17 protein-coding genes and 2 pseudogenes are annotated in these 21353 nt (G+C 69.8%); 10 read left to right on the forward strand and 9 right to left on the reverse strand.

From position 1 onward, the window contains the following. Nucleotides 1-50: 50 nt before the first annotated feature. Complete coding sequence (locus JQS43_RS02320; RefSeq protein ID WP_239677401.1) at nt 51-953, reverse strand: DMT family transporter; 903 nt, start codon at nt 951-953, stop codon at nt 51-53. Nucleotides 954-1317: 364 nt separating this feature from the next. On the opposite strand from JQS43_RS02320, the gene JQS43_RS02325 reads away from it, so the two are divergent. After that, the gene (locus tag JQS43_RS02325; RefSeq protein WP_239679281.1) at nt 1318-2394 is read left to right on the forward strand and encodes an iron-containing alcohol dehydrogenase family protein; all 1077 of its coding nucleotides are present in this window, start codon (nt 1318-1320) and stop codon (nt 2392-2394) included. Between the two features lie 175 nt (nt 2395-2569). Further along, nucleotides 2570-3835, forward strand: a complete 1266-nt coding sequence (locus JQS43_RS02330) for an ATP-binding protein (RefSeq protein WP_239677402.1) — start codon at nt 2570-2572, stop codon at nt 3833-3835. Between the two features lie 29 nt (nt 3836-3864). On the opposite strand, the gene JQS43_RS02335 is transcribed toward JQS43_RS02330, so the two are convergent. Next, nucleotides 3865-4089: a hypothetical protein gene (locus JQS43_RS02335; RefSeq protein WP_239677403.1), complete on the reverse strand. Its 225-nt coding sequence runs from the start codon at nt 4087-4089 to the stop codon at nt 3865-3867. Nucleotides 4090-4167: 78 nt separating this feature from the next. On the opposite strand from JQS43_RS02335, the gene aepX reads away from it, so the two are divergent. The 5 genes from aepX (at nt 4168) to JQS43_RS02360 (ending at nt 10064) form a co-directional block, all read left to right on the forward strand. Next, the gene (aepX, locus tag JQS43_RS02340; RefSeq protein ID WP_239677404.1) at nt 4168-5478 is read left to right on the forward strand and encodes a phosphoenolpyruvate mutase; all 1311 of its coding nucleotides are present in this window, start codon (nt 4168-4170) and stop codon (nt 5476-5478) included. After that, nucleotides 5475-6650 carry a phosphonopyruvate decarboxylase gene (gene aepY, locus JQS43_RS02345; protein WP_239677405.1) on the forward strand — a complete coding sequence of 392 codons (1176 nt, stop codon included), beginning with the start codon at nt 5475-5477 and terminating at the stop codon, nt 6648-6650. Before aepX ends, aepY begins: the two co-directional genes overlap by 4 nt. A gap of 5 nt (nt 6651-6655) precedes the next feature. Then, on the forward strand, nt 6656-7822 hold the full coding sequence (locus JQS43_RS02350; protein WP_239677406.1) for a phosphonoacetaldehyde reductase: 1167 nt from the start codon (nt 6656-6658) through the stop codon (nt 7820-7822). Between the two features lie 14 nt (nt 7823-7836). After that, nucleotides 7837-8400 (forward strand): hypothetical protein, encoded by a 564-nt coding sequence (locus JQS43_RS02355; RefSeq protein WP_239677407.1) that lies wholly within the window; start codon nt 7837-7839, stop codon nt 8398-8400. 104 nt (nt 8401-8504) lie between these two features. After that, complete coding sequence (locus JQS43_RS02360; protein ID WP_239677408.1) at nt 8505-10064, forward strand: LamG domain-containing protein; 1560 nt, start codon at nt 8505-8507, stop codon at nt 10062-10064. Between the two features lie 586 nt (nt 10065-10650). Here the strand turns inward: JQS43_RS02360 and JQS43_RS02365 are convergent. Next, complete coding sequence (locus tag JQS43_RS02365) at nt 10651-11517, reverse strand: hypothetical protein (protein ID WP_239677409.1); 867 nt, start codon at nt 11515-11517, stop codon at nt 10651-10653. A gap of 81 nt (nt 11518-11598) precedes the next feature. Between JQS43_RS02365 and JQS43_RS02370 the strand changes: the two genes are divergently transcribed. Then, a complete protein-coding gene (locus tag JQS43_RS02370) occupies nt 11599-12660 on the forward strand; it encodes a hypothetical protein (RefSeq protein ID WP_239677410.1) in 1062 nt (353 codons plus the stop codon). Between the two features lie 3 nt (nt 12661-12663). Here the strand turns inward: JQS43_RS02370 and JQS43_RS02375 are convergent, their stop codons facing one another. Beyond that, complete coding sequence (locus tag JQS43_RS02375) at nt 12664-13671, reverse strand: DNA polymerase domain-containing protein (protein WP_476739036.1); 1008 nt, start codon at nt 13669-13671, stop codon at nt 12664-12666. Between the two features lie 35 nt (nt 13672-13706). Between JQS43_RS02375 and JQS43_RS02380 the strand changes: the two genes are divergently transcribed. After that, complete coding sequence (locus JQS43_RS02380; RefSeq protein WP_239677412.1) at nt 13707-14564, forward strand: PhzF family phenazine biosynthesis protein; 858 nt, start codon at nt 13707-13709, stop codon at nt 14562-14564. Between the two features lie 85 nt (nt 14565-14649). Here JQS43_RS02380 and JQS43_RS02385 read toward each other — a convergent pair. Next, a pseudogene (locus JQS43_RS02385) lies at nt 14650-15579 on the reverse strand (calcineurin-like phosphoesterase C-terminal domain-containing protein). 200 nt (nt 15580-15779) lie between these two features. Between JQS43_RS02385 and JQS43_RS26235 the strand changes: the two are divergent. Next, complete coding sequence (locus JQS43_RS26235; protein WP_420847641.1) at nt 15780-17636, forward strand: stealth family protein; 1857 nt, start codon at nt 15780-15782, stop codon at nt 17634-17636. A 264-nt stretch (nt 17637-17900) separates the two neighbouring features. Here the strand turns inward: JQS43_RS26235 and JQS43_RS02395 are convergent. The 4 genes and pseudogenes from JQS43_RS02395 to JQS43_RS02410 form a co-directional block, all read right to left on the reverse strand. Further along, a pseudogene (locus JQS43_RS02395) lies at nt 17901-19313 on the reverse strand (CDP-glycerol glycerophosphotransferase family protein); the annotation flags it as partial. A gap of 5 nt (nt 19314-19318) precedes the next feature. After that, entirely contained in the window at nt 19319-20026 is a 708-nt protein-coding gene (locus JQS43_RS02400) for an SDR family NAD(P)-dependent oxidoreductase (RefSeq protein WP_239677415.1), read from the reverse strand. Then, entirely contained in the window at nt 20019-20702 is a 684-nt protein-coding gene (locus tag JQS43_RS02405; RefSeq protein WP_239677416.1) for an IspD/TarI family cytidylyltransferase, read from the reverse strand. The genes JQS43_RS02400 and JQS43_RS02405 overlap by 8 nt, the downstream gene beginning before the upstream one ends. Nucleotides 20703-20909: 207 nt before the next feature. Beyond that, a complete protein-coding gene (locus JQS43_RS02410; RefSeq protein ID WP_239677417.1) occupies nt 20910-21326 on the reverse strand; it encodes an FAD synthase family protein in 417 nt (138 codons plus the stop codon). Nucleotides 21327-21353 lie beyond the last annotated feature (27 nt).

Here is a 21353-nt window from a genome sequence, read left to right on the forward strand (position 1 = left end):
GGCCGGCCTTCCCGACGGCTGCCCGGCGCCTTCCCCAGGCCGACCGGCGCCTAGGGGCGGCGGCGCTTAGGGGCGGCGGCGAGTTGCACCAGCAGCGCGCCGGCGGCGGCCACCGAGAGCCCGGTCAGCTCCTTCACCCCGAGCGGTTCGCCCAGGAAGAGCCAGGAGAGCACCGCGATCTGGATCAGCATGGTGTTCATGACCACGCTGGATTCGGTGGCCGACAGGGTGCGCTGGGTGACGTTCCAGAGGGTGAAGGCGAACGCGGTGTTCACCACCGCCAGCCAGGCCACGATCAGCCACCCGGTGCCGCTGATCGCCGGCATTCCTTGGCTGCCGACTCCCGCGACCAGCAGCGCCAGCGCGCCGATCGGCATGGTCAGCGCGGTTACGGTGAGCGGGCTGATGGTGTGGGACCGGTTGACCGAGCGGCCCAGCAGCACCGCCCCGGCGTTGGCGAGCACGCCGATCACCGCCACGGTCAGGCCGAAGCGCTGGTCGCCGGGGAAGTGGGCCGGGTAGAGGAAGATCGCCGTACCGGTGAGGAAGCCGCCGACGCCGGCCCATTGCCGTGCCGTCGGCCGTTCGCCGAGCAGCCCGATGCCGGCGAGCGCCACCAGCACCGGGGTGAAGCTCAACAGCAGGCTGGTGGTCTGCGCCGGCAGGTGGGCGAGTGCGACAAACTGGGCGCCCTGGGTGAGGGTGTAGAGGACCAGGCCTAGCGCCGCCAACCGCAGCCAGTCGGTACGCGTGAGGGTGCGCAGGTCGGCCCGGACCCGCCGGTGCAGCAGCAGGAACGGCAGTAGGCAGCCAGCGGCCAGGCTGTAGCGCAGCCCGGCGAAGGTGAGTGCGGGGATCTCGTCGAGACCGTGTTTGATCAGCACCCAGGAGCTGGCCCACAGCACGGTGACCAGCAACGCCTGCAGTACGGCGCGGGGGTGGGACGGGGACACGAAGGCACCTCCGAGGGGTAGTCAGCGCACAGTGGTGTGCGCCGACCTATCCCCTCGAGGCTTTTCTCCGATGAGGTGCGGGCCGGAGCGGGCTCCGGCTTTCTGTGGCGCTCGGACCAGGCCCGCGGCCCCGGTCGCTCCGGGAGCGGCGGCGGAACCCTAGCCACCCGTCAGTCGGCTTACCCGATGGATGCTACCGGCCCGGGACCGCGGGATGAGCCTGGACCGGATCAAGAGCGGGCTGGACGACCTGCTCGCCGGGGCGCTCGGGTAGCGGGAGGGCCTTCAACCGGTCAGCTATCATTCCCGTGCCGTTCAGATGAGCGAGCCGATCCTGCGTTCGGCCGGGAGGAGAGGCGAAGCGATGGCGCTGCTGGCCCGCACGGTCAACACTCCGCTCGCGATCGAGGTGCGGCGGGGAGCCGTGGCCGAGCTTGGGGCGATCCTGTCCGACCGCCGGATCTCCGGTCGGGGTGAGGTCGCGGTGGTGGTCGGCCCGGCGCAGGGCGAGGCCGTGGCCGAGCTGGTCGGCCCGCAGCTGCGCTCCGCCGACCTGTTCACGGTCGAAGGCGGCACGCTCGCCGCGGCCCAGGAGCTCGGCTCGAAGCTGCGACAGCGCTCGTACGACGCGGTGGTGGGCATCGGCGGGGGCAAGACCATCGACGTGGCGAAGTGGGCGGCGGCCCAGTACGGCACCCCGATGGTGAGCGTCGCCACCAGTCTCGCCCACGACGGGCTCGCCTCGCCGGTCGCCTCGCTGGACAACGACGGTGGCCGCGGCTCGTACGGAGTGCATATCCCGATCGCCGTGGTGGTGGACCTGGACTTCGTCGTCGCCGCACCGCTGCCGCAGCTCCGGGCCGGCGTCGGCGACCTGGTCAGCAACCTCAACGCGGTGGCCGACTGGCGGTTGGCGCAGCAGCACCGGGCGGAGCCGGTCGACGGGTTGGCGGTGATGATGGCCGCGGTGGGCGCGGAGGCGGTGCTGCGCCACCCGGGCGAGCTGACCGATCTCGGCTTCCTGACGCTGCTCGCCGAGTCGCTGATCGGCAGCGGGCTGGCGATGGCGGTATGCGGCTCGTCGCGGCCCAGCTCCGGCGGCTGCCACGAGATCTCGCACGCGATGGATCTGCTCTTCCCGGGGACGGCGGCCCACGGCGAGCAGGTGGCGCTGGGCGCGCTCTTCTGCACCTTCCTGCGTCGGGACCTGGCCGAGGTTGGTGACCCGCCGGACTTCACCGAGCTGCTCGCCTGCCTGCTCAAGCATGGCCTGCCGACCCGCCCGGCCGACCTGGGGCTGACCCGGGAGCAGTTCGTCGAAGCCGTCCTGGCCGCGCCCGCGACCCGACCGGACCGCTACACCATCCTGGAGCACCTCGACCTGGACCGGGCCGCGGTCGTCAACCGGGTCGCCGCCTTCGAGGCGGTCGTCCGCGGCTGAGCCGCCCCGGCGACCCCTTCCGCCCCGGCAGATCTGAATCCGGCGGTACGGCAGATTTGAAACGAAGGGCACGGCAGATTTGAAGTGGTACCCTCGGCAGATCTGAAACGAACGACCCGGCAGATCTGAAATGGGCCGGCGGCCAGCTGGGGCAACCCGGCGTGCGGGAGGTTCGATGGGTGAGTTGGTTGCTCGGTCCGCGACCGACCAACTCGTCGAGTTGACCCGCGTCTTCCGGGTGGTCATCGTCAACGGCCCGCGGCAAGCGGGCAAGACCACGGTGCTGAATCTCTACCGCGATGCTCGCGGGGGCGAGTATCGCTCCCTCGACTCCGCCGCGACGTTGGCCAGCGCCACTGGTGACCCGGAGGCTTTCGTGGGCGCGGGTGGTCGACCGTTGATAATCGATGAAGTTCAACACGGTGGTGATCGGTTGTTGCGGGCTGTCAAGCAGGTGGTGGACACGGCGCCGACGCCGGGGCAGTTCATCCTCTCAGGGTCGACCCGATTCCTTACCGTGCCGACGTTGTCGGAGTCGCTCGCCGGTCGGGCGGTCTTTGTTGATCTGTGGCCCTTGAGCATGGCAGAACGTTCGGGCCGGGTCGGCGCGGACTTTCTGGAGCGGCTGTTCACCGAACCCGGCAGCCTGATCAGCGCCGCCTCCCCCTGGCAACGAGCCGACTACCTGGAATCCCTATGCCGGGGCGGCTACCCTGAACCGATAAAGATCGATTCCGCTAGTGCTCGGCGAAGCTGGTTCAACGGCTACGTGCGGACCGTGACCTCGCGTGACATTCAGGAGTTCGCGCAGCTCTCCGACGGCCGGTCGCTGACCCGGCTGCTGTCGCTCGCCGCAGCCCGCTCCGGGGGGTTGCTCGTCTACGAGGATCTTGCCCGTGGTCTGGGGGTCAGCGGGCATACTGCCCGCACCTACCTCTCATATCTTGAGACGGTCTTTCTCTCCGCGACGGTCCCGGCGTGGGCCACGAACGCCTCGCTACGGGTGACGAAGACTCCCAAGTTGTTCCTCACCGATAGCGGTCTCGCCGCCCACCTGCTACGGGTCACCCCGGAGCTGTTACAGCCGCCGGGGCATCCGGCGTTGGGTGGGCTGGTGGAGACCTTTGTCTATACCGAGCTGCTCAAGGCGCAGGCGCGTACCGATGGTGCCTTCGAGATCAGCCATCTGCGGGACCGGGACGGGCGAGAGGTCGACTTCGTCTGTGAAGGGCCCGACGGCAAGGTCGTGGCGATCGAGGTCAAGTCCTCGACGTCGCCGCGCCCGGATGCGGACCGGCACCTTCGGTGGCTCCGGGACAAGCTAGGTGACCGGTTCGTCGCCGGGGTGGTGCTCTACCTCGGCGAGCACAGCTACTCCTTGGGTGACCGGATCATGCTGCTGCCAGTGTCAGCGATCTGGGAGCACGGCGTACTGAACTGATCTCGCGTTGCTGACGTGGTCGAGCCGAGTCAGATCACGGCGCCGCGGGGTGCCACCTCGACCGCGGCTACGCCCCGGCCGTAGAGCACCATCAGCCGGCCACCGTGCTCGGCGCGGAGCACCCCGTAGTCCTGCGCCAGGGTGTCCAGCGCCCGCTCGGTCACCTCGTCGGAGCTGCCGGCGTCCGGGTCCTCGTAGGTGACGTCGAGGCGCTCGCCACCGATGAGTCGTACCCGCAGCACGATCTTGGCCATTGATTCCAGCCTAGCCCAGTCTGACCGGAAACGCTGCGGTAGCGTTCCTGAGCGCAACTGTGAAGTCGAGGAGGTTCCGTGTCGACGACCCCGACCGTGTACGTGGGGATGAGCGCAGATCTTATCCACCCCGGGCACATCAACGTGCTGAACCAGGCGGCGAAGCTCGGGGAGGTGACGATCGGGCTGCTCACCGACGCGGCGATCGCCAGCTACAAGCGGCTGCCGCACATGACGTACGAGCAGCGGCGCGCGGTGGTGGAGAACCTGAAGGGCGTCACCCGGGTGGTCGCTCAGGAGACGCTGGATTATGTGCCGAACCTGGAGCAGTTGCGGCCGGACTACGTGGTGCACGGCGACGACTGGCGCAGCGGGGTGCAGCAGCAGACCCGGCAGCGGGTGATCGAGGCGCTCGCCCGCTGGGGTGGGCAGCTGGTCGAGGTCCCTTACACCGAAGGCATCTCGTCCACTCAGTTGAACCAGTCGGTGAAGCAGATCGGCACCACGCCCAGTGTGCGGCTCAGTCGGCTGCGGCGGCTGCTGGAGCACAAGCCGGTGGTACGGGTGATGGAGGCGCACAGCGGCCTCACTGGCCTGATCGTGGAGAACACCGCGGTGTCGGTCGAGGGCCGGACGCTGGAGTTCGATGGGATGTGGTCGAGCTCGTTGACCGACTCCATGGCCCGGGGCAAGCCGGACATCGAGGCGGTGGACATCTCCTCCCGGCTGCAGATGGTCAATGAGCTTTTCGAGGTGACCACCAAGCCGCTGATCTTCGACGGCGACACGGGTGGCAAGCCGGAGCACTTCACCTTCACCGTCCGGTCGTTGGAGCGGCTGGGCGCCTCGGCGGTGATCATCGAGGATAAAGAGGGGCTGAAGCGGAATTCGCTCTTCGGCACCGAGGTCGCCCAGACCCAGTCGACGATTGAAGACTTCTGTGCCCGGCTGGCGATCGGGAAGCGAGCGCAGATCACCAACGACTTCATGATCATCGCGCGGATCGAGAGTCTGATCCTGGAACAGGGCATGGACGACGCGGTCCGGCGAGCCGAGGCGTACATCGACGCGGGCGCCGACGGCATCATGATCCACAGCAAGCGGAAGAGTCCGGAAGAGGTCTTCGAGTTCTGCGACCGGTACGGCAAGCTGCCCCGTCGGGTGCCGCTGGTCGCCGTGCCCACCAGCTATCACCAGGTCACCGAGGCGGAGCTGGCCGACCGGGGCGTCAACCTGGTGATCTACGCCAACCATCTGCTGCGGGCGGCGTACCCGCAGATGGTGAAGGTGGCGCAGACGATCCTGGCGAACGGTCGGGCACTGGAGGCCGACCCGTACCTGGCGCCGATCGACGAAGCGCTCGCGATCATCCCGGAGAACCAGCAATGATCGACCCGGCCCGGTTCCTGGCCGACCTCTCCGCGCACGGCGTCTCGTTCTACACCGGGGTGCCCGACAGCCTGCTGAAACACCTCAACACCGAGATCATGCAGACGTTGCCGCCGGAGCAGCACGTGATCGCCGCGAACGAGGGCGCGGCGGTGGGGATCGCGCTCGGCCACTACCTGCGTACCGGCGCGCCGGCCGCGGTCTACCTGCAAAACTCAGGGTTCGGGAACCTGGTCAACCCGTTGCTGTCGCTGGCCGACCCGGCGGTGTACGGCGTGCCGATGGTGCTGGTCATCGGCTGGCGGGGGCAGCCGGGGGTGCCGGACGAGCCGCAGCATGTGACGCAGGGGCGGGTGATGACGGCGCTGCTGGACGCGATGGAGCTGCCCTGGTCGGTGCTGCCGACCGAGCCCGGGGCCGCCACCGAGGCGGTCGCCGACGCGGTGCGGTCAGCCGTGGCCCGCAGCGGCCCCAGTGTGCTGCTGGTCGAGAAGAACACCTTCACCGCTCCCGCCGCCCTTCCGGCCGATCATGAGCGGGTTGACGGACCCACCGGGCGTGTCGACGAACCCGCTCATGATCGTCGGGTCTCCCGGGAGGAGGCGCTGACCGGGCTGGTCGCCGCGGTCGGCGCCGGACCGGTGATCGTCGCCACCACCGGCATGCTCTCCCGGGAACTCTTCGAACTACGGGCGCGCACCGGAGCCGACGGCGACACCGACTTCCTCACCGTCGGCGGCATGGGGCACGCCTGCTCGATCGCGCTCGGGGTGGCGATGCGGGAACCCACCCGGGAAGTGTGGTGCTTCGACGGCGACGGGGCGTTGCTGATGCACCTCGGGAGCCTGGCGGTGATCGCCCAACAGGCGCCGCCCCGACTGTTCCATGTTGTCTTCAACAACGGGGTGCACGACAGCGTCGGCGGCCAGCCGACCGCGATCGACGTGGTCGATGTGGCGGCCGCGGCGCGCGGCCTCGGCTACCGGCACGCCGAGCCGGTGACTGAGCCGGGCGACGTGCCCGCGGCGGTGGCACGGATGCGGGCCACTGGCGGTCCGTCCCTTCTGGAACTCAGAGTACGCCCCGGCAGCCGGCCCGACCTCGGCCGGCCAACCCGGACCCCGGCGCAGAGCCGGGACGCGTTCATGGCCGCGCTCGCAGGGCAGCGGTGAGCCGAATGCCCGAGCACCAGCCCAGGCGCGCCGATGTCCGGTACGGCGACGGTCTGATCCTGACAGTGCCGGAGCTCGTGGCCGAGTTCGACGCCCGCCGGGTGCTGCTGGTCTGCGGCCGCAGCTCGTTCCAGACCTCCGGCGCCGCGGCGATGCTGCCCGCGCTGGCCGGGGCGGCGGAGCTGCGCCGGTGGAGCGACTTCTCCCCGAACCCGGACGTGGCCGAGCTGGCCCGCGGTTTGGCGGTGGTCGCCGAGTTTCAGCCGGATCTGGTGCTCGGCATCGGCGGCGGCAGCGCCCTCGACCTGGCCAAGCTGCTGGTGAGCTTCCCGCCCGGGACCGGCGGTGACCAGCTGGCCGAGCGGGTGCGCGCGGGTCGGGCTGAATCATGGCGGCGCCCGCGGCTGGTGCTGGCGCCCACCACCAGCGGCTCCGGCAGCGAAGCCACCCACTTCTCGGTAGTCTACATCGGAGCAGAGAAGTTCTCGGTGGCGTCACCGGCGATGCGGGCCGACGTAGTGGTGCTCGACCCGACCCTGAGCCGCACCGGAACGCCGTACCAGCGGGCGACCTCCGGCATCGACGCGGTGGCGCAGGCGATCGAGAGCCTGTGGGCGGTGGCCGGCACCCCGGCCAGCCGGCGCTGGGCCAGCCACGCGCTGGGGCTGCTGCTGCCGGCGATCGAGAACTTTGTGGTCGAGGCCGAACCGGGGGCCGCCTCCAGCCGCGCGATGACGATCGGCAGTCACCTGGCGGGGCGGGCGATCGACACCTCCCGCACCACCGCCGCCCACGCCCTGTCGTACGGGATCACCCAACGGTACGGCGTGAGTCACGGCCACGCGGTGGCGCTGACCCTGGGCGGGTTCCTCGCCGAGCACAGCGACCCGGCGCCGGCACGGCTGCGGGCGGAGGTCACCCCCGGCGCGCACGCCGCGGTGATGGCCGAGATCCAGACCCGGCTCGGCGCCACCGACGGCGTCACCGCGCAACAACGGTGGCGGGAGCTGATGCGCCAGCTCGGGCTGAATCCGAGTCTCACCGCCGCCGGGGTCGCCACTGACGCCGAGCGGGCAGCCTTGGTCGACTCGGTCAACGTGGAGCGACTAGGCAACAACCCGGTCACCTTCACCGAGGTCGAGTTGGGGCGGCTGCTCGCCGACCTCGACTGACGTAGCATCGGCCGATGGACCTGGGAAGCCTGCTGTGGGCGTTGCCGACCGTCTTCATCGCGGCGTTCCTCGCGGTGCTGCTGGAGAATGCCCGGGAACGGTTCCGTACCCGGAAATGGGTGATTCGCAACCTTCGCGAGATGGCCGCGAGCCTTACGGATATCGCGGTGGACCGGATGGACGAGAAGGTGGCGGCGCTCGAGCAGTGGCTGGCCGCGGACACGCCCGAGCTGGACGAGGCGGTCTGGCAACGGGCGCACATGCTGGTCGCCTCGGCCGCCCCGGAACTGTCGCCGCTGCTGCGTAGCGACGCCGCCACCTCGGTCTCGGTGAAGGTGTTCCAGTCGGTGTACCGGCTGGAGTCGGTAGCGGCCGAGCTGACGCTGGTGGAAGGGTTGTTGCACGAGTCTTTTGTGCGGGACGTGCTGCCGCTGTGGTATGAGCGGCGGGCACCGTTGCAAGGCGCGGATGCCCGCCGGGTCAGGGCCTTCCGCGACATCCTGCTCGAGTATCAGCGGCAGTTGGCAAAGGTTCGAGCGGTGCTGCAGGAGTTCCAACAGGCGGTCGCCCGACTGTAACGGCTGTCGTTCGGCAACTGTCCACTTCACGACGTTGACTGTGCACAGTGCTGCGGGCTACGGTGCGTAGGCGCGGGGAGCTGGTCAGGCTGGGAGGGCGGGACATGTCGGGTTTGGTGCGTTGGTGGAGTAGCTCGGGCGGCCGTGGCTGGACAGCGAAGGCGGCCGTCGCCGGCCTGGTCGCAGGGGTGGCGCTCGCGGTGCCGACGCCCGCGGTCGCGGTGCCGAGCGAACCACCCGCGCCGGCCCCGCCAGCAGTGGAGCGCGTGCCGGAGGGGGTGACCCTCCCCCTGTGGTGGCCTTATCCACCGGATCAGCTCGCCATCGACTCGGACTGTTACGACGCCTGCGCCGACCCGGCGGTGGTCCGGTCACCGCGACCGTGGCTGGCCGCCCGGGTGCGCGACTCGCGCGGAGCACCGCTGCGCGCCGACTTCCAAGTGCGCGACGGTACGGGGTCGGTGGTGGCGGCGGGGTCGGACTCGCAGGTGCCATCTGGGGCGACTGCCCGGTGGCGGCCGCCGGCGGACCTGGCCACCGACGAGACCTACAGCTTCCGGGTGCGGGCGGTCAACTGGCCATGGGCGAGCGCCTGGTCAGCCCCGTTCACCTTCACCGTGGTGACCGCCACCCCGGCCACCCCGCTCGTCACCTCGACCGACTACCCACCGGCGGATACCGGCATCTGGAGCGGTGGGCCGGGCCAGCCCGGCGAGTTCTTGTTCGACCCCGCCGGGGCGAGTGATGTCGTTGCGTTCACCTACCGGTGGCTGTCGGGTGAGGGGGAAACCGTCGAGGTGGACCCGGGAGAGTCGGCCACCGTCGAGCTAGCTCCGCCTGGTGACCTGCAGCAGGTGCTCCAGGTGCGGTCGATCAACCAGGCCGGCGGCATCTCCGACTGGTTCACGTACTCGTTCCTGGTGCGCCCGGTCCCCAACGAGCTGCTTCACTGGCGGTTCGACGAGGGAGAGGGCGCGACGGCGACGCCGGTGAGCGGCGGATCGGCTCACGCTGGCACGCTGCACGACGGGGTGAGCTGGGTCCCGTCCGGCATCAACCCCGGTGACCCGGCAGCGACGGGGACCGCCCTGGCCTTCGACGGCGAGACCGGATTCGTCAGCGCCCCACCCGCGGTGGTTACCGACGGCGCCACCGGCTGGACGGTTGCAGCGTGGGTCTCCCCGGAGGCCCGCACCGACCGGCACACCGTGCTGGCCCAGGGCGGCACCACCCAGAGTGCGGTGCAGCTGCAGTACCGACCCGAGGCCAACCAGGATGCGGGCGGGGTGTGCCTGGTGGTTGCACATGCGGACGCCACTGACGTTGACGAGACGCTGGTGTGTGCGCCGGCCGATCAGGTCCCGGTGGGTGAGTGGTCTCACGTGGCGGCGGTCCACGACCCGATGACCGGACAGCTTGAGTTGTGGGTGGACGGTGGTCCATTCAACGGCGAGTGGCCGGCCGGGTGGAGCGGCTCGGCGACGGCCCCGCAGGCGTGGTCAGCCGACGGTGACCTGCAGCTCGGTCGAGGCCTCCAGGACGGCGCCCACGGCGATTACTGGCAGGGCCGGGTCGACGAGCTCCGCATCTACCAGCGGCCGTTGAGCGGGTCCGAGTTGACGTTCCTCTTCCTGCAGTGCCGCTACGGCGACTGCCCGGCGTGAGCCTGCCCGGTGGAGTTTGACGACACATCCGGGAAGGATGGCTATTACCCGCGGGATTTGGGCCGGCTCGTCGGGGCGGTCGACGTCCCAGCGGCGGGAGAACGGACCTGCTGTTCAAGGGCTACATACTCACCGTTGTGGCCCACAACAGTGAGGATGTAGCCACCCGTACGAAGGCCCCTTCCAGTACGGCGCTTGAACGGTGGCAGATGGGGGCTCCTGAGCCGATGCCGGCCGTCGCGGGAGGGCGCCCTCGCGGGTTCGTGGTAAGGCTGGCCATACCATCACACATCAACACGGTATCGCTGCCCTGATGGCGATGGCCATCACCGCTGCACTCTACGAAGGCTTCGTCGCAGTGCCCGGGTAACCGTTGGCAGTCGCCGCGCAGCTCTATTCGCCTGGGGCCAGACGCTGGCGTTCCATGAGACGTTGCTCGCGCGGGTGTAGCGCGGGCCCTGTTGTGGCCGTGCTCGTGACGTTCGAATAGAGCTGCCCGGCCAGGCCCACCAGAGGAACGTTCACCGGGTCCTCGGCCGGGATGAGGGCGGAGCGAGGAGCCCGGTGAACGTGCCTGGCTGGTGTCCTAGTTGGCGCAGATGGCGATGCTGACCGGTGCCCAGGGGGCGGGTGGCGTGCCATCACCGGTCTCGGCCACCGTGGTCAGGGCGCCGCTGAGGTTGCCGATCGGCGCCTGCTGGGTCAGCGTGAGATGGCCCGGTGCCGCGTTTCCGGCGCCGCCGAGACCGTGCAACACCGTCCCACGTGGACAAGCTACGGTCGCGATCGAGGCGCCGTTGCCGCCGCTATGCATGACGCGGACCAGGCCGGGCAGCGGGTCGGCGCAGGTCGCATAGACGGTCAGTTGCCACGCTCCGGAGTAGCTGTCGTCGACCCGGTAGGCGCTGCCGTTCATGTGCGTCAGATCTGAGTGGGGGAGGATGAGCTGGAGCGCGACCCCGGCCGGGGGCGCGCCGTCCGAGCCGGCGAGGTAGGCACCAGCCCCGATGAGCCGTTGGCCACGGGGGCAGTCGACGGTGTGGCCGCGCCACCACTGGAAGCTCATCGGCCCGGTCACCGAATGGATGGTGATGCTGTAGCTGCGTGGTGCGCAGATCGCGTAGGCGATCAGTGACCAGTCGCCGGCGTACTCCTGGGTGCCGGTGGTGGCGGTGGCCTCGAAGCTGCCGCCCAGTGGCCGGAGGCCGGTCAGCCGGACCTCGCCGGCGGGCGCGCCGGAGATGCTGCCACCGCCGTCGATCACCACCAGGCCGTCGGGGCACGGCGCCACCGCTACCTTGGTGGGCTCCGGGCCGGCCGGCGACCCCGACTGGACCAGTTGGATGCCGGGGATGGCCGCCGCCGGGGCACCGGCGACGACCACGGCGGCGCTGACGGTCGCCGCGACCGTGAGGATGGCCACGGCGAACCGTCGGGCAGGGAATGTACCCATGATCTGCTCCTTTCCGAGCACTGTCGGTAGTAGGAGCCGCTGGCACGGGGCGCGCCAACAGTTTTTGGGTACGGTTCGGCGATGGCAGATGACATCGGTTGCAGCCCCGAGCCCGCTGACCTGGCGCAGTGGAGCCTGCACTGCTACTGCCCGCACGCCCGGCAGACCCCGCACGCGTTGGTCCGCACCGGTGACCTGGGCCGGTTGCTCTACGCGGCCCGGGCCGGCGCCAGCGTGCCGGAGCTGCGGTCGCGGGGGATCGAGGTGAGCGAGCCGGAGCTGGCGCAGCTGGTCGAGTTCGATCTGGTCGCCGTGGTCGGTGATCAGGTTCGTACGACCTTCCCGGTGCTGGGGGCCGAGACCATGACGGCGATGCGGGCCAGCCTGCGGCAGCGCGGTGCGCAGCTGGCCGAGCGGATCACCCCGGCGGTCGCCGACCTCCGCGCTGAGCTGGCCGGGCGGGGGCAGGCCGGCAGCGGGTACGCGATGGTCTTCGGCCACGCGCTCGACGGTCTGCTATGGACCAGGTTGCGCGCGGTCGGGGCGGTGCCGGAGACCACCCTGACTCCGCAACGCCCGTGGTGGAACGGCGCCTTCTGGGCGATCTATCCGGGGCGCGCCGCCTCCGCCGGCACCAACTTCCTCGACTGCGGTGCCGGCACGCTGGTGTCGGTCTGGACCGACGATACGGTCCGGGACCTGACCGCGCTCGCCACCGCACCCGGGGTACGCGAGGAGGTGGCCGGCCTGCTGGCCGGAATGACCGAATCAGGGGCGGTCGGCTCCGGGCAGGCCGGGTCCGGGGTGGTGACCGACGGCCAGGGCCGGCAGTGGCGACTGCGGTCGCCGGACGGCCGGCCGGCGATCCCGGTGGTCGGCGGCGGGGGTCCGCTGGACAGCATCGCCGGCCGGATCGCGGCGACCGTCGCCGATGCCCTCGCCGGCGATGAGCTGGCCGTCGCCCGGGAGTTGGTCGGCGCGGAGCCTAGCGTGTCGACAGTGGTCGTCGCCCACGAGCTGATCTGGGAGATCACCGAGTCGCTGCTCGCCGCCGGGGCGCTCGCCGGCCCGCCCGCGCAGCAGGGAGAGCGGACGCCGGAGACGCTGATCGACCTGCTCTATGTGACGACCGGCGAGTTCTGAGAGTCAGCGCTCCGGCCGGTCTGCCTCGCGGGCGCGCCGCCTCCCCTCGTGCATGGCCTGCACCCGGCCGATCGGGATCGCCTCACCCTCCTCGATCAGGTCCCGGGGCAGCTGCTGCGGGCCGGGCAGGGCGGCTGCCCACGGGTCGTGGTCGGCGAGCAACCCCGCCGCGGTGCGTACCGTGAAGTCGGCCGGTGTCACCTCGGCCAGGTCGGCCCACGGCACCGGGAACGACACCGGCGTACCGGGGCGGATCCGTGGGCTGTAGGCGGCGACCACGGTGGCGCCGCCGGCCCGGCCGGCGTCGAGGAAGACCTTGCCTTCGCGCTCTTCCAGCAGGTACGCGGTGGTGGCGAGCGCCGGGTCGAGCCGTTCCGCGCGTGCCGCTAACGCCCGGGTCGCCGCCGCCACGGTGTCGACCGGCGCCGGGGCGGCGACCGGCACGTAGACATGGAGCCCTTTGGCGCCGCTGGTCTTCACCGCGCCATCCAGGCCGGCGTCGGTGAGCACCTGGCGGACCAGCGCCGCGGCCGTCACCGCCTGGGCGAACCCGCCTGGCCCGGGCGGGTCGAGGTCGAGCACCAGATAAGGCTGCTGATCTGGTGCTTCGACGGTGACCAGCGTCGGGTGGTACTCGACCGCCCGCTGGTTGGCGAACCAGAGCAGCCCTCGCCGGTCGTCGCAGAGCGCGTAGCGGACCTCCCGACGCGACGACTCCGCCCACATCGACACGCTTCGTAGCCACGCTGGCGCGTACTTGGGGAGGTTTTTCTGCATGAATGGTGGCTGCCCGGGGCGGGCCCGGATCACCGACAGCGGCCGGTCCCGCAGCTGCGGCAACAGCCGGTCAGCCACCGCGTCGAGGTAGTCGACGAGCTCGCGTTTGCTGACGCCCGCGTCCTCGAACAACGGCTGGTCGAGGTTGGTCAACCGGACTCCGGCCCGCTCCTCGTCGGCCTGCGTTGGCTTGGCCACCGACCCTCCTGACCGTTCGCCTACCGTTGGCACCATCATGGCAGTTGGGTCGGACCGAGGGAGGACGAAACGTGCGGCGCAGATTCCAGCAGGTCGACGTCTTCGGCAGCGAACCGTTCGCAGGCAACCCGGTGGCGGTGGTGCTCGACGGCGACGGGCTGTCGACCGAGCAGATGCAGAGCTTCACCCGGTGGACGAACCTCTCCGAGGCGACGTTCGTGCTGCCGCCGACGACGCCGGGGGCCGACTACCGGGTGCGGATCTTCACGTTGAGCGGGGAGTTGCCGTTCGCCGGCCATCCTACTTTGGGCACCTGCCATGCCTGGCTCGCCGCCGGGGGTTCGCCGCGGGAGCCGGAGACGGTGGTCCAGGAGTGCGGAGTTGGCCTGGTGTCGATCCGGCGGGATGCGGGTTCGCTCGCGTTCGCGGCGCCGCCGCTGCGCCGGTCCGGTCCGGTCGACCCGGCGCTCACCGGTCAGTTGGCGGCGGTGCTGGGGATCGACGTGGCTGAGATCGTGGCGGCCGAGTGGGTGGATAACGGGCCGGGCTGGGTGGGGGTGCTGCTCGCCGACGCCGAGTCGGTGTTGCGGTTGCAGCCCGACTTCCGCCGGTACGACGGCGACGAGAAGCTCCACGTCGGGGTGGTCGGGCCGTACCCGGCCGGCGCCGAGTGCGCGTTCGAGCTGCGGGCGCTGCTCGGCGGCGCCCAGGGGCAGATGATCGAGGACCCGGTGACCGGCAGTCTGAACGCGTCGGTGGCGCAGTGGCTGCTCGGCAGCGGTCGGGCCAGCGCACCGTACGTCGCCAGTCAGGGGACCCGGCTAGCGCGCCGGGGGCGAGTGTGGGTCGACCGGGACGAGGACGGGACGGTGTGGGTCGGCGGCGCCACGGTCAGCCCGATCGTCGGGGAGATCGAGTTTCCCGCCTGAGCCCAAGCTCGAGATCAAGGTGAGCCACTGGCTGCTACAGCAGCCAGTGGCTCACCTTGATCTCGAGTGGGGGTGGGGGTGCGGGCTACTCGTCGACCCGGACCGGGTCGCCGGCCTCATCCAGCACCGGCAGGCCCCGCTCATCCGTCAGCAGGCCACCGGTGACCGAGTTGTCCTGCCAGGGCTCGTTGTTCCAGAACGGGTCTGGCCGCTCTGCGAGCACCTCGAAGGCGAGATGCTCGGTGGCGACCTGGCCATACCGGTCCACACTGGTCACCTCGGCGACGTGGACGCCGAGCGGCAGGTCGGTCGGGAGCTGCACCCGCCACACGTGGCTCGACTTCTCGGCGATGTAGCTCGCGGCGACGCTCTGCGGGTTGCCGGGCCCCCGCTGGTTGCCGCGGGTCTGCTGCCATCCCTGGTTCCGCTCCTCGCCCGATTCGCTGACGAAGGCGTAACGGGCGGTCTGCATCTGGCGGACCACCGAGTACGGGTCGGAGTAGTCAACTCCGAACCGCACCGCTTCCCCTTCGCCATCCTGGGTACGGGTCAGCGGAAGCGGCTCGCCGTCGTTGATCCGTACCGTGATCTCGGAGTCCCGGGTGCTGTTCCACACGTTGGCGGTGAGGTAGACCCCCTCGTCGAGGTCGGCGGGGGTGAAGAGTTTGGTGTCGGCGAGGTCGTTGATGTTGACCGGCGGCACCCCGTCCCGGGAGTTCGGGTTCGCCGCGGTCCACTCCCGCAGGGTGGTGAACCAATCGCGATACTGCGGGGTGTTGAACGACACCCACATCTGCCGGTCGGTGCTGTGCCCCGAGGCGTAGTACGCCTCGGTCTAGTCGCTGCCGGAGAAGTGGAACATCATGTAGCCGCGCGGTTCCCCGAGCCGGCCGAGTGACATCGGCACCCCGTCCCAGTCGAGGTCGCCGGAGTACCACGACCCGGAGGGGGCGCCGTGGGTGGGCGCTATCCATAGAGGGATCGAAAACCAACGCTCTGACCGGGGATCGGCCACGGTGTGGCGAGTAAGGGAAGGTGGGTGGGCAAAAGATTGAACGATGGCGATGGCGTACCGATGGTGCGTCGTGTCACACCTACCCTCCGTGGCCGACTGGGCGGCCGGTGTCGTTCATCCGGTCGTTGTGTGCTAGATAACTCCGGTTTCCCCGGGCGAATCGGTTTCGGTCACAGGTTTCGGGGTTACAGTCCTGCGGCATGGCGGGTGACGCACAACCTCCACGTATCGACCGCAGTCGACCCCAGCAGCGCGCCTACGCGCGGCAGGCGCGGGCCGACGTGCTCGTCGGCCGGATGTACGGCCGGGTGATGCCGGCGCGGCTCCGGAAGTATCTGCGACGCTCCACCACGCCGCAGATTCGGCAGGCAGTCCGGGACACCATCGGGCGGGTGGTCACGGCCGGTTCCAGTGCGGCCGAACCGGTCCGCTCGGCGCCGCTGCTGCTGCGCAAGCGGAGCAGCTCGGTCGGCCGGGGGGCCACCATCGTCAGGTGGCGAAAGCGCGCGATGCTCGCCACCGTCGTCAGCGACCTGACCCCGGTGCAGGCGGCCCGGCGCAACCTGGCGACAGTCCGTGAGTGTCTCGACGCGGCCGGCATCCCCTACTTCCTGGTCCGGGGTTCGGAGGCGATCCGGTTCCGGGTGGCGGTGCCGGCGTCCCGGCGGGAGGCGACCGGGCGGGCGCTCACCCGGGCGCTGGCGAGCCGGGCGCTCTACCTCCAGCGGATCGAGCACGGTGGGGAGCCCCGGCTGGCCACCGCCCATTCGATCCGGGCCGCGGTCAACGACGACTACCTGCGGGTGATGCAGTTCTTCACCGACCCGGCCCACTGCCTGATCCTGGGCAACGGGTTCGGCTGCGAGATCGAGTTCTGGCGGGAGGAGACCGAGGGCGACCAGCCCGGCCAACCCGGCGAGGGGGCCGCGGGCGACCGGGTGCTGCTGGCGCCCCGGGCGAACCTGTGCAGCGACGCCGTCCGGGTGGCAGAGCCGGCGGTCGCCGTCCCCGAGTCTGTGCTCACCCCGTTTACGCCGCGGCACCGGGGCGAGGTGCCGAGTTACCCGAGCCGGGCCGCGTTCGCCGAGCCGATCTACTCCGACGTCACCTTCCCGATCGATGTCGTCTACACCTGGGTCGACGGCGAGGACCCGAGCTGGCAGCAGCGCCGCGCCGCGGTGGCGGGCACCGCCTACCACCGGTTCGCCGCCAACTCGGCCCGGTTCATCAGCCACGACGAGCTGCGTTACTCGCTACGCTCGGTCTGGCTGAACATGCCCTGGGTGCGCACCATCTATCTGGTCACCGACCAGCAGGTGCCGCACTGGTTGGACACCGAGGCGCCCGGCATCCGGGTGGTCGACCATCGGGAGATCTTCGCCGACCCGAGCGTGCTGCCGACCTTCAACTCCCACGCCATCGAGACCCAGCTGCATCACATCCCGGGGTTGTCGGAACACTTTCTCTACCTCAACGACGATGTGTGCATCGGTGCGCCGGTGGTGCCGGAGCTGTTCTTCCTCGCCAACGGCGCCAGCAAGTTCTTCAAATCGCCGGCGCTGGTGCCGATGGGCAAGCCGGACCCGGAAGACATCCCGTCGTCGGTCGCGGGCAAAAACAACCGGCGGCTGGTGGAGCAACAGTTCGGCACGCTGCTGACCCACAAGATGAAGCACGTCCCGCACGCCCTGCGGCGTAGCGTGCTCAGCGAGATCGAGCAGGAGTTCGCGGCGGATCATCGGCGGACGGCGGCCAGCCGGTTCCGGCACGACACCGACATCTCGGTGACCTCGTCCCTTCACCACTATTACGCCTTCCACACCGGGCGTGCGCTGCCCGGCGACATCCGGTATTCGTACTTCGACCTGGCGATCGCCGAGACCGCCAGTCGGCTACGTGGTCTGCTGGCGCGCCGCGACCGGCAGGTTTTCTGCCTCAACGACACCACCACCGAGGACGGGGACGGCACTTCGCAACGTGGCCTGGTGCTGCCCTTCCTGGAGACCTATTTTCCGCTGCCCAGCCCCTTCGAGCGGGCCGACGCCGCTGGCACCTGAGGTTCCTGCCACGGCTAGCCGGGCCTGTGCGACGAAACCCTCGGCGTAGCGATCGGGCGGGAAGTCGCCGAGATAATGGGTGCGAGCTGCCCGCCGCGCGTCGGCGAGCAGGTCCTTCCCGACCAGGTCCTTCCCGAGCAGGGAGGCCACCGCGTCGGTTAGGTTGCTGGCGTCGGGCTGGATCACGTAGGCGGCCGAGGCGAGCGGGAAGGTCCGCACAAATTCTGCCCCCTCGCCGAGCATGTCGGTGATGGCGAACGGTTTGCCGGTGTAGAGGAAGTCCGAGGCGACGCTCGAGACATCGGAGACCATGGCGTGGCTGGCGTCGATGCATTCGAAGAGGCTGAGTTCGGTCGACGCTGCCGCGCCCCACAGGTGGCTGCGGCCGGTACGGTCCCGGTCGGCTGCGAGTAGCTGTTCGATCCGGTGGAGCAGCACCGCAGACCCGCGGTCCCGGGTGGCGAAGGGGTGGTGACGCAGGATCACCGTAGCCCCGTGGCGAAGCAGCTCCTGGACGATCTGTTCGCCGATCGGCAACGAGCAGTAGTTGACGTCGTTGTAGAGCCCGATCCAGGTCGGAGCGTAGAGCACGGTGGGCTCGGGCGGGGTGGTGTCGCCCGGCTCGACGACGGTGAGGCTCTCCACCTGTGGCCGGCCGACGATCCGGAACTTCTCCGCCGGGATCTGCACTCCGTTCGCGGCGTACCGGTCGATAGCGGCCTGGCCGGCCACGAAGATCTGGTCAAACATGGCGGTGACCGGGTTGAAGCTCGGCGCCTTGTCGCTGTCACCGTGCAGCAGCTGAATATGCTGCAGTTCAGCGAACCGGACACAGTGGCTGTTTTTCATGCCGTTGTTGACGTAGAAGGCGGCCCGGACACTTGGCACTAGCGCGGCGTCCAGCGCGGCCAATGACGGGCACACCACCACCGGTGCGGTCGTCGCGGCGCTTATAGCCTTCCGCGCGTGCCCTTCGCGGAGCACGACGAAGTAGGGCTCGCCGATCCGTTCCAGATAGGGCAGCCACATCTGGGCTTGGTACTCCATCCCCGGCGGGGCGCTGAAGTAGAGAATGAACCTCGGGTTGAGCTGTGTCAACGCCTCCCGCAGCCGGAGCAGGTCGGCGCCGCGGTTTCGGCGTCGCCGGTCCCAGGCGTCGGCGAAGAGCATGCCTGAGCCGACCAGCGCGGCCACCGTGAGCACCGGTGGCAGCCAGGCCAGCGGCGACCACAGCCCAGCTAGACCAACGGACACGATCAGCGCGGTGGTCAGGCCCCACACGCACTTCGCGACCGACCGGGGGTCGAGTCGCGGCTCGGCGAGGGGCAGCCCAGTCGCCCGGTAGCGCGGGCCGGCAATATCGCGTAACGGCGCCTCAGTCAACAGCAGCCCCAGCAACACCGCCCCTGACAGCGCCGTCAGTAGACCGGGCATGGCCGTGCCGTAGGCGGCGGCGAGCGAACCGGCCGCCACCACCGCACGCGGTCCGATGTGGCGGCCGAGCGGATCCCGAAAGGTCACCCAGCCGCTGACGAGTAGGGACGCCCAGCCGGCGGCCAACCCGGGCCCCGCGGTGGGCAGCAGGAGCAGCAGCGCGAACGAGGTCAGGGCGAGCACGGTCGGCCCCAGGGTACGGAGGGCGCGCCGGGCAAGTCGGCGGTCGAACGGGGTGCCCATCTGCCTCACATCCGAACGACGAGGTTCTGGCTGTCGACGTAGCGACCGACATCCGAGGCGAGCATCTCCAGCACCGCGGCGACATCTTCGGGCTGCATGATCGTGTGCGGGTCCTCTTCGGGCGCCAGGGTGCGGCGCAGATCGGTCGCGCACCGTCCAGGTGAGATGCACACCACCCGGGTGCCGTGGATCGCCAGCTCTTCCCGCATCACCTCGGTCATGGCGATAAGGGCCGCCTTCGATGAGGAGTATGTGAGCCAGCCCGGCCGGCCGGTCATCCCGGCGGTAGAGGCGATGTTGACGATGAGTTCGGCTTGGTTGCCGGCGTGCAGCAACTCCTGCACGATCGTGAACGGCGCGTAAAGGTTGATGCCGATGGTGCGCTCGAAGTCCGCGAACGAGGTTTGATGCAGCGCCGCCGGCGCGGTGAACCCGGCGTTGTTGACCAGGATGTCGATGCTGCCGTGCCGATAGACCAGGTCTTTGATCATCCCGACGATTTGGGCCCGGTCCCCGAGGTCCACCGGGTACGGACGGAGCTGTTTCTTCAGGTGGTTGGACTGCTCCAGGTAGTCGATGGCCTCGGTGAAGCGGGCCGATTCCCGAGCCACCAGCACCAGGCTTCCGATGTCGTTGTCGGCGGCGAGGAACCGGGCAGCGGTGGCGAGCCCGATCCCCCGGGAAGATCCGGTGATCATGATGGTCTTACTCACTGCGGGCCTCCCGGCTCAGCAGGTGGGTCGCCAGCGCGACATCGGTGGGGGTGGTTACCTTGAAGTTGCGGTCGTCGCCGTCGATGAATTCGACGGGATACCCGGCCACGCTGCAGAGGGTGGCGTCTTCGGTGAAGGTGCGCTGTGCCGTTTCGGCGTAGCGGTGGGCCGCAACCAGGCTCTGCTTGGCGAACCGCTGCGGCAGTTGGACGTTGCGCAGGGTGGACCGGTCCAGTGCCCCGGTCACGCGGCGGGTCTGCGGGTCTACCGGCGCGACGGTGAACGGGATCGGCAGCATGTAGCTGACGTTCTCGGCGGGGTGGGCGATTAGCCGGTCGAAGTCGGCGGTGCTGACCAGCGGCCGGGCGGACTCGTGGATGACGACCTGGTCAGCCTGGCAGTGGGGCAGCATCCTGGCTACCGACTCGTGCCGGGTACGGCCAGCGGGTACGTAGCTGACCGGGGTGGCGATCGAGAAGTCGATGACGATCTTCTCGATCTCGTCGCGCCAGCCGTCCGGGTAGTTCAACACGATCTGCTCGATGGCGGCGCACCGGTCGGCGGCCACCAGGGCGTAGACGAGAATCGGGATGCCGTTGACATGGACCAGCTGTTTCGGGCGTCCGGCCGCCACCCGGGCGCCGACGCCGCCGTTCAGCAGCAACAAACTGTGCACGCTCACTCCAACCGGCGGGGGATGGTTCCGGTGGTGCGGTCAGCGCGCGACGGCGACGTGCGTGCGGCGTTCAGGTGGCCAAGGGGCGCCCGTCAGGTGTCCGGCAGCTGAACCGCAGCGGAAGCGTACGATGCGAATGTTTCCCGCTTGGATCGATTTGGTGACGAGCGGTGAAGCCCGGTGTGGCGCGACCGGAGAGCCGGGAGGCTACTTCGCGGTGGTGGCGGTGCGGCGCTGGGTGGAGGAGATCCCGGCGGTGTAGGGCAGGAACACGCACGAGACTCCGACGTCGCTGAGCCGCTTGCGGTAGTCCTCATACTTCTCGTTGCCGTACCAGTCGTCGCCGACCACCCACACGTCGAAGCCGATCCGTTCCCAGGCGTCGTACTTGTCGGTGGTGAGCTGCGGGATCGCGAGATCGACGCCGCGGATCGCCCGGACGATCTCCAGGCGCTCCTCGAACGGCACCGTGGGGCGGACCTGCTTGTAGTGCTCGACGAGCTCATCCGTGCTCACGGCGACGATCAAGGTCTCGCCCAGCGCTCGGGCGTTCTCGATCATGCGCAGGTGGCCGCGGTGGAACAGGTCGAAGGTGCCGCAGGTGTAGACGACTGGTCGCTTCACGTCAGACTCGATCCCGGGGGGTTGGGG

Origin of the sequence: Natronosporangium hydrolyticum, from assembly GCF_016925615.1 — a bacterium.
GTDB lineage: Bacteria > Actinomycetota > Actinomycetes > Mycobacteriales > Micromonosporaceae > Natronosporangium > Natronosporangium hydrolyticum.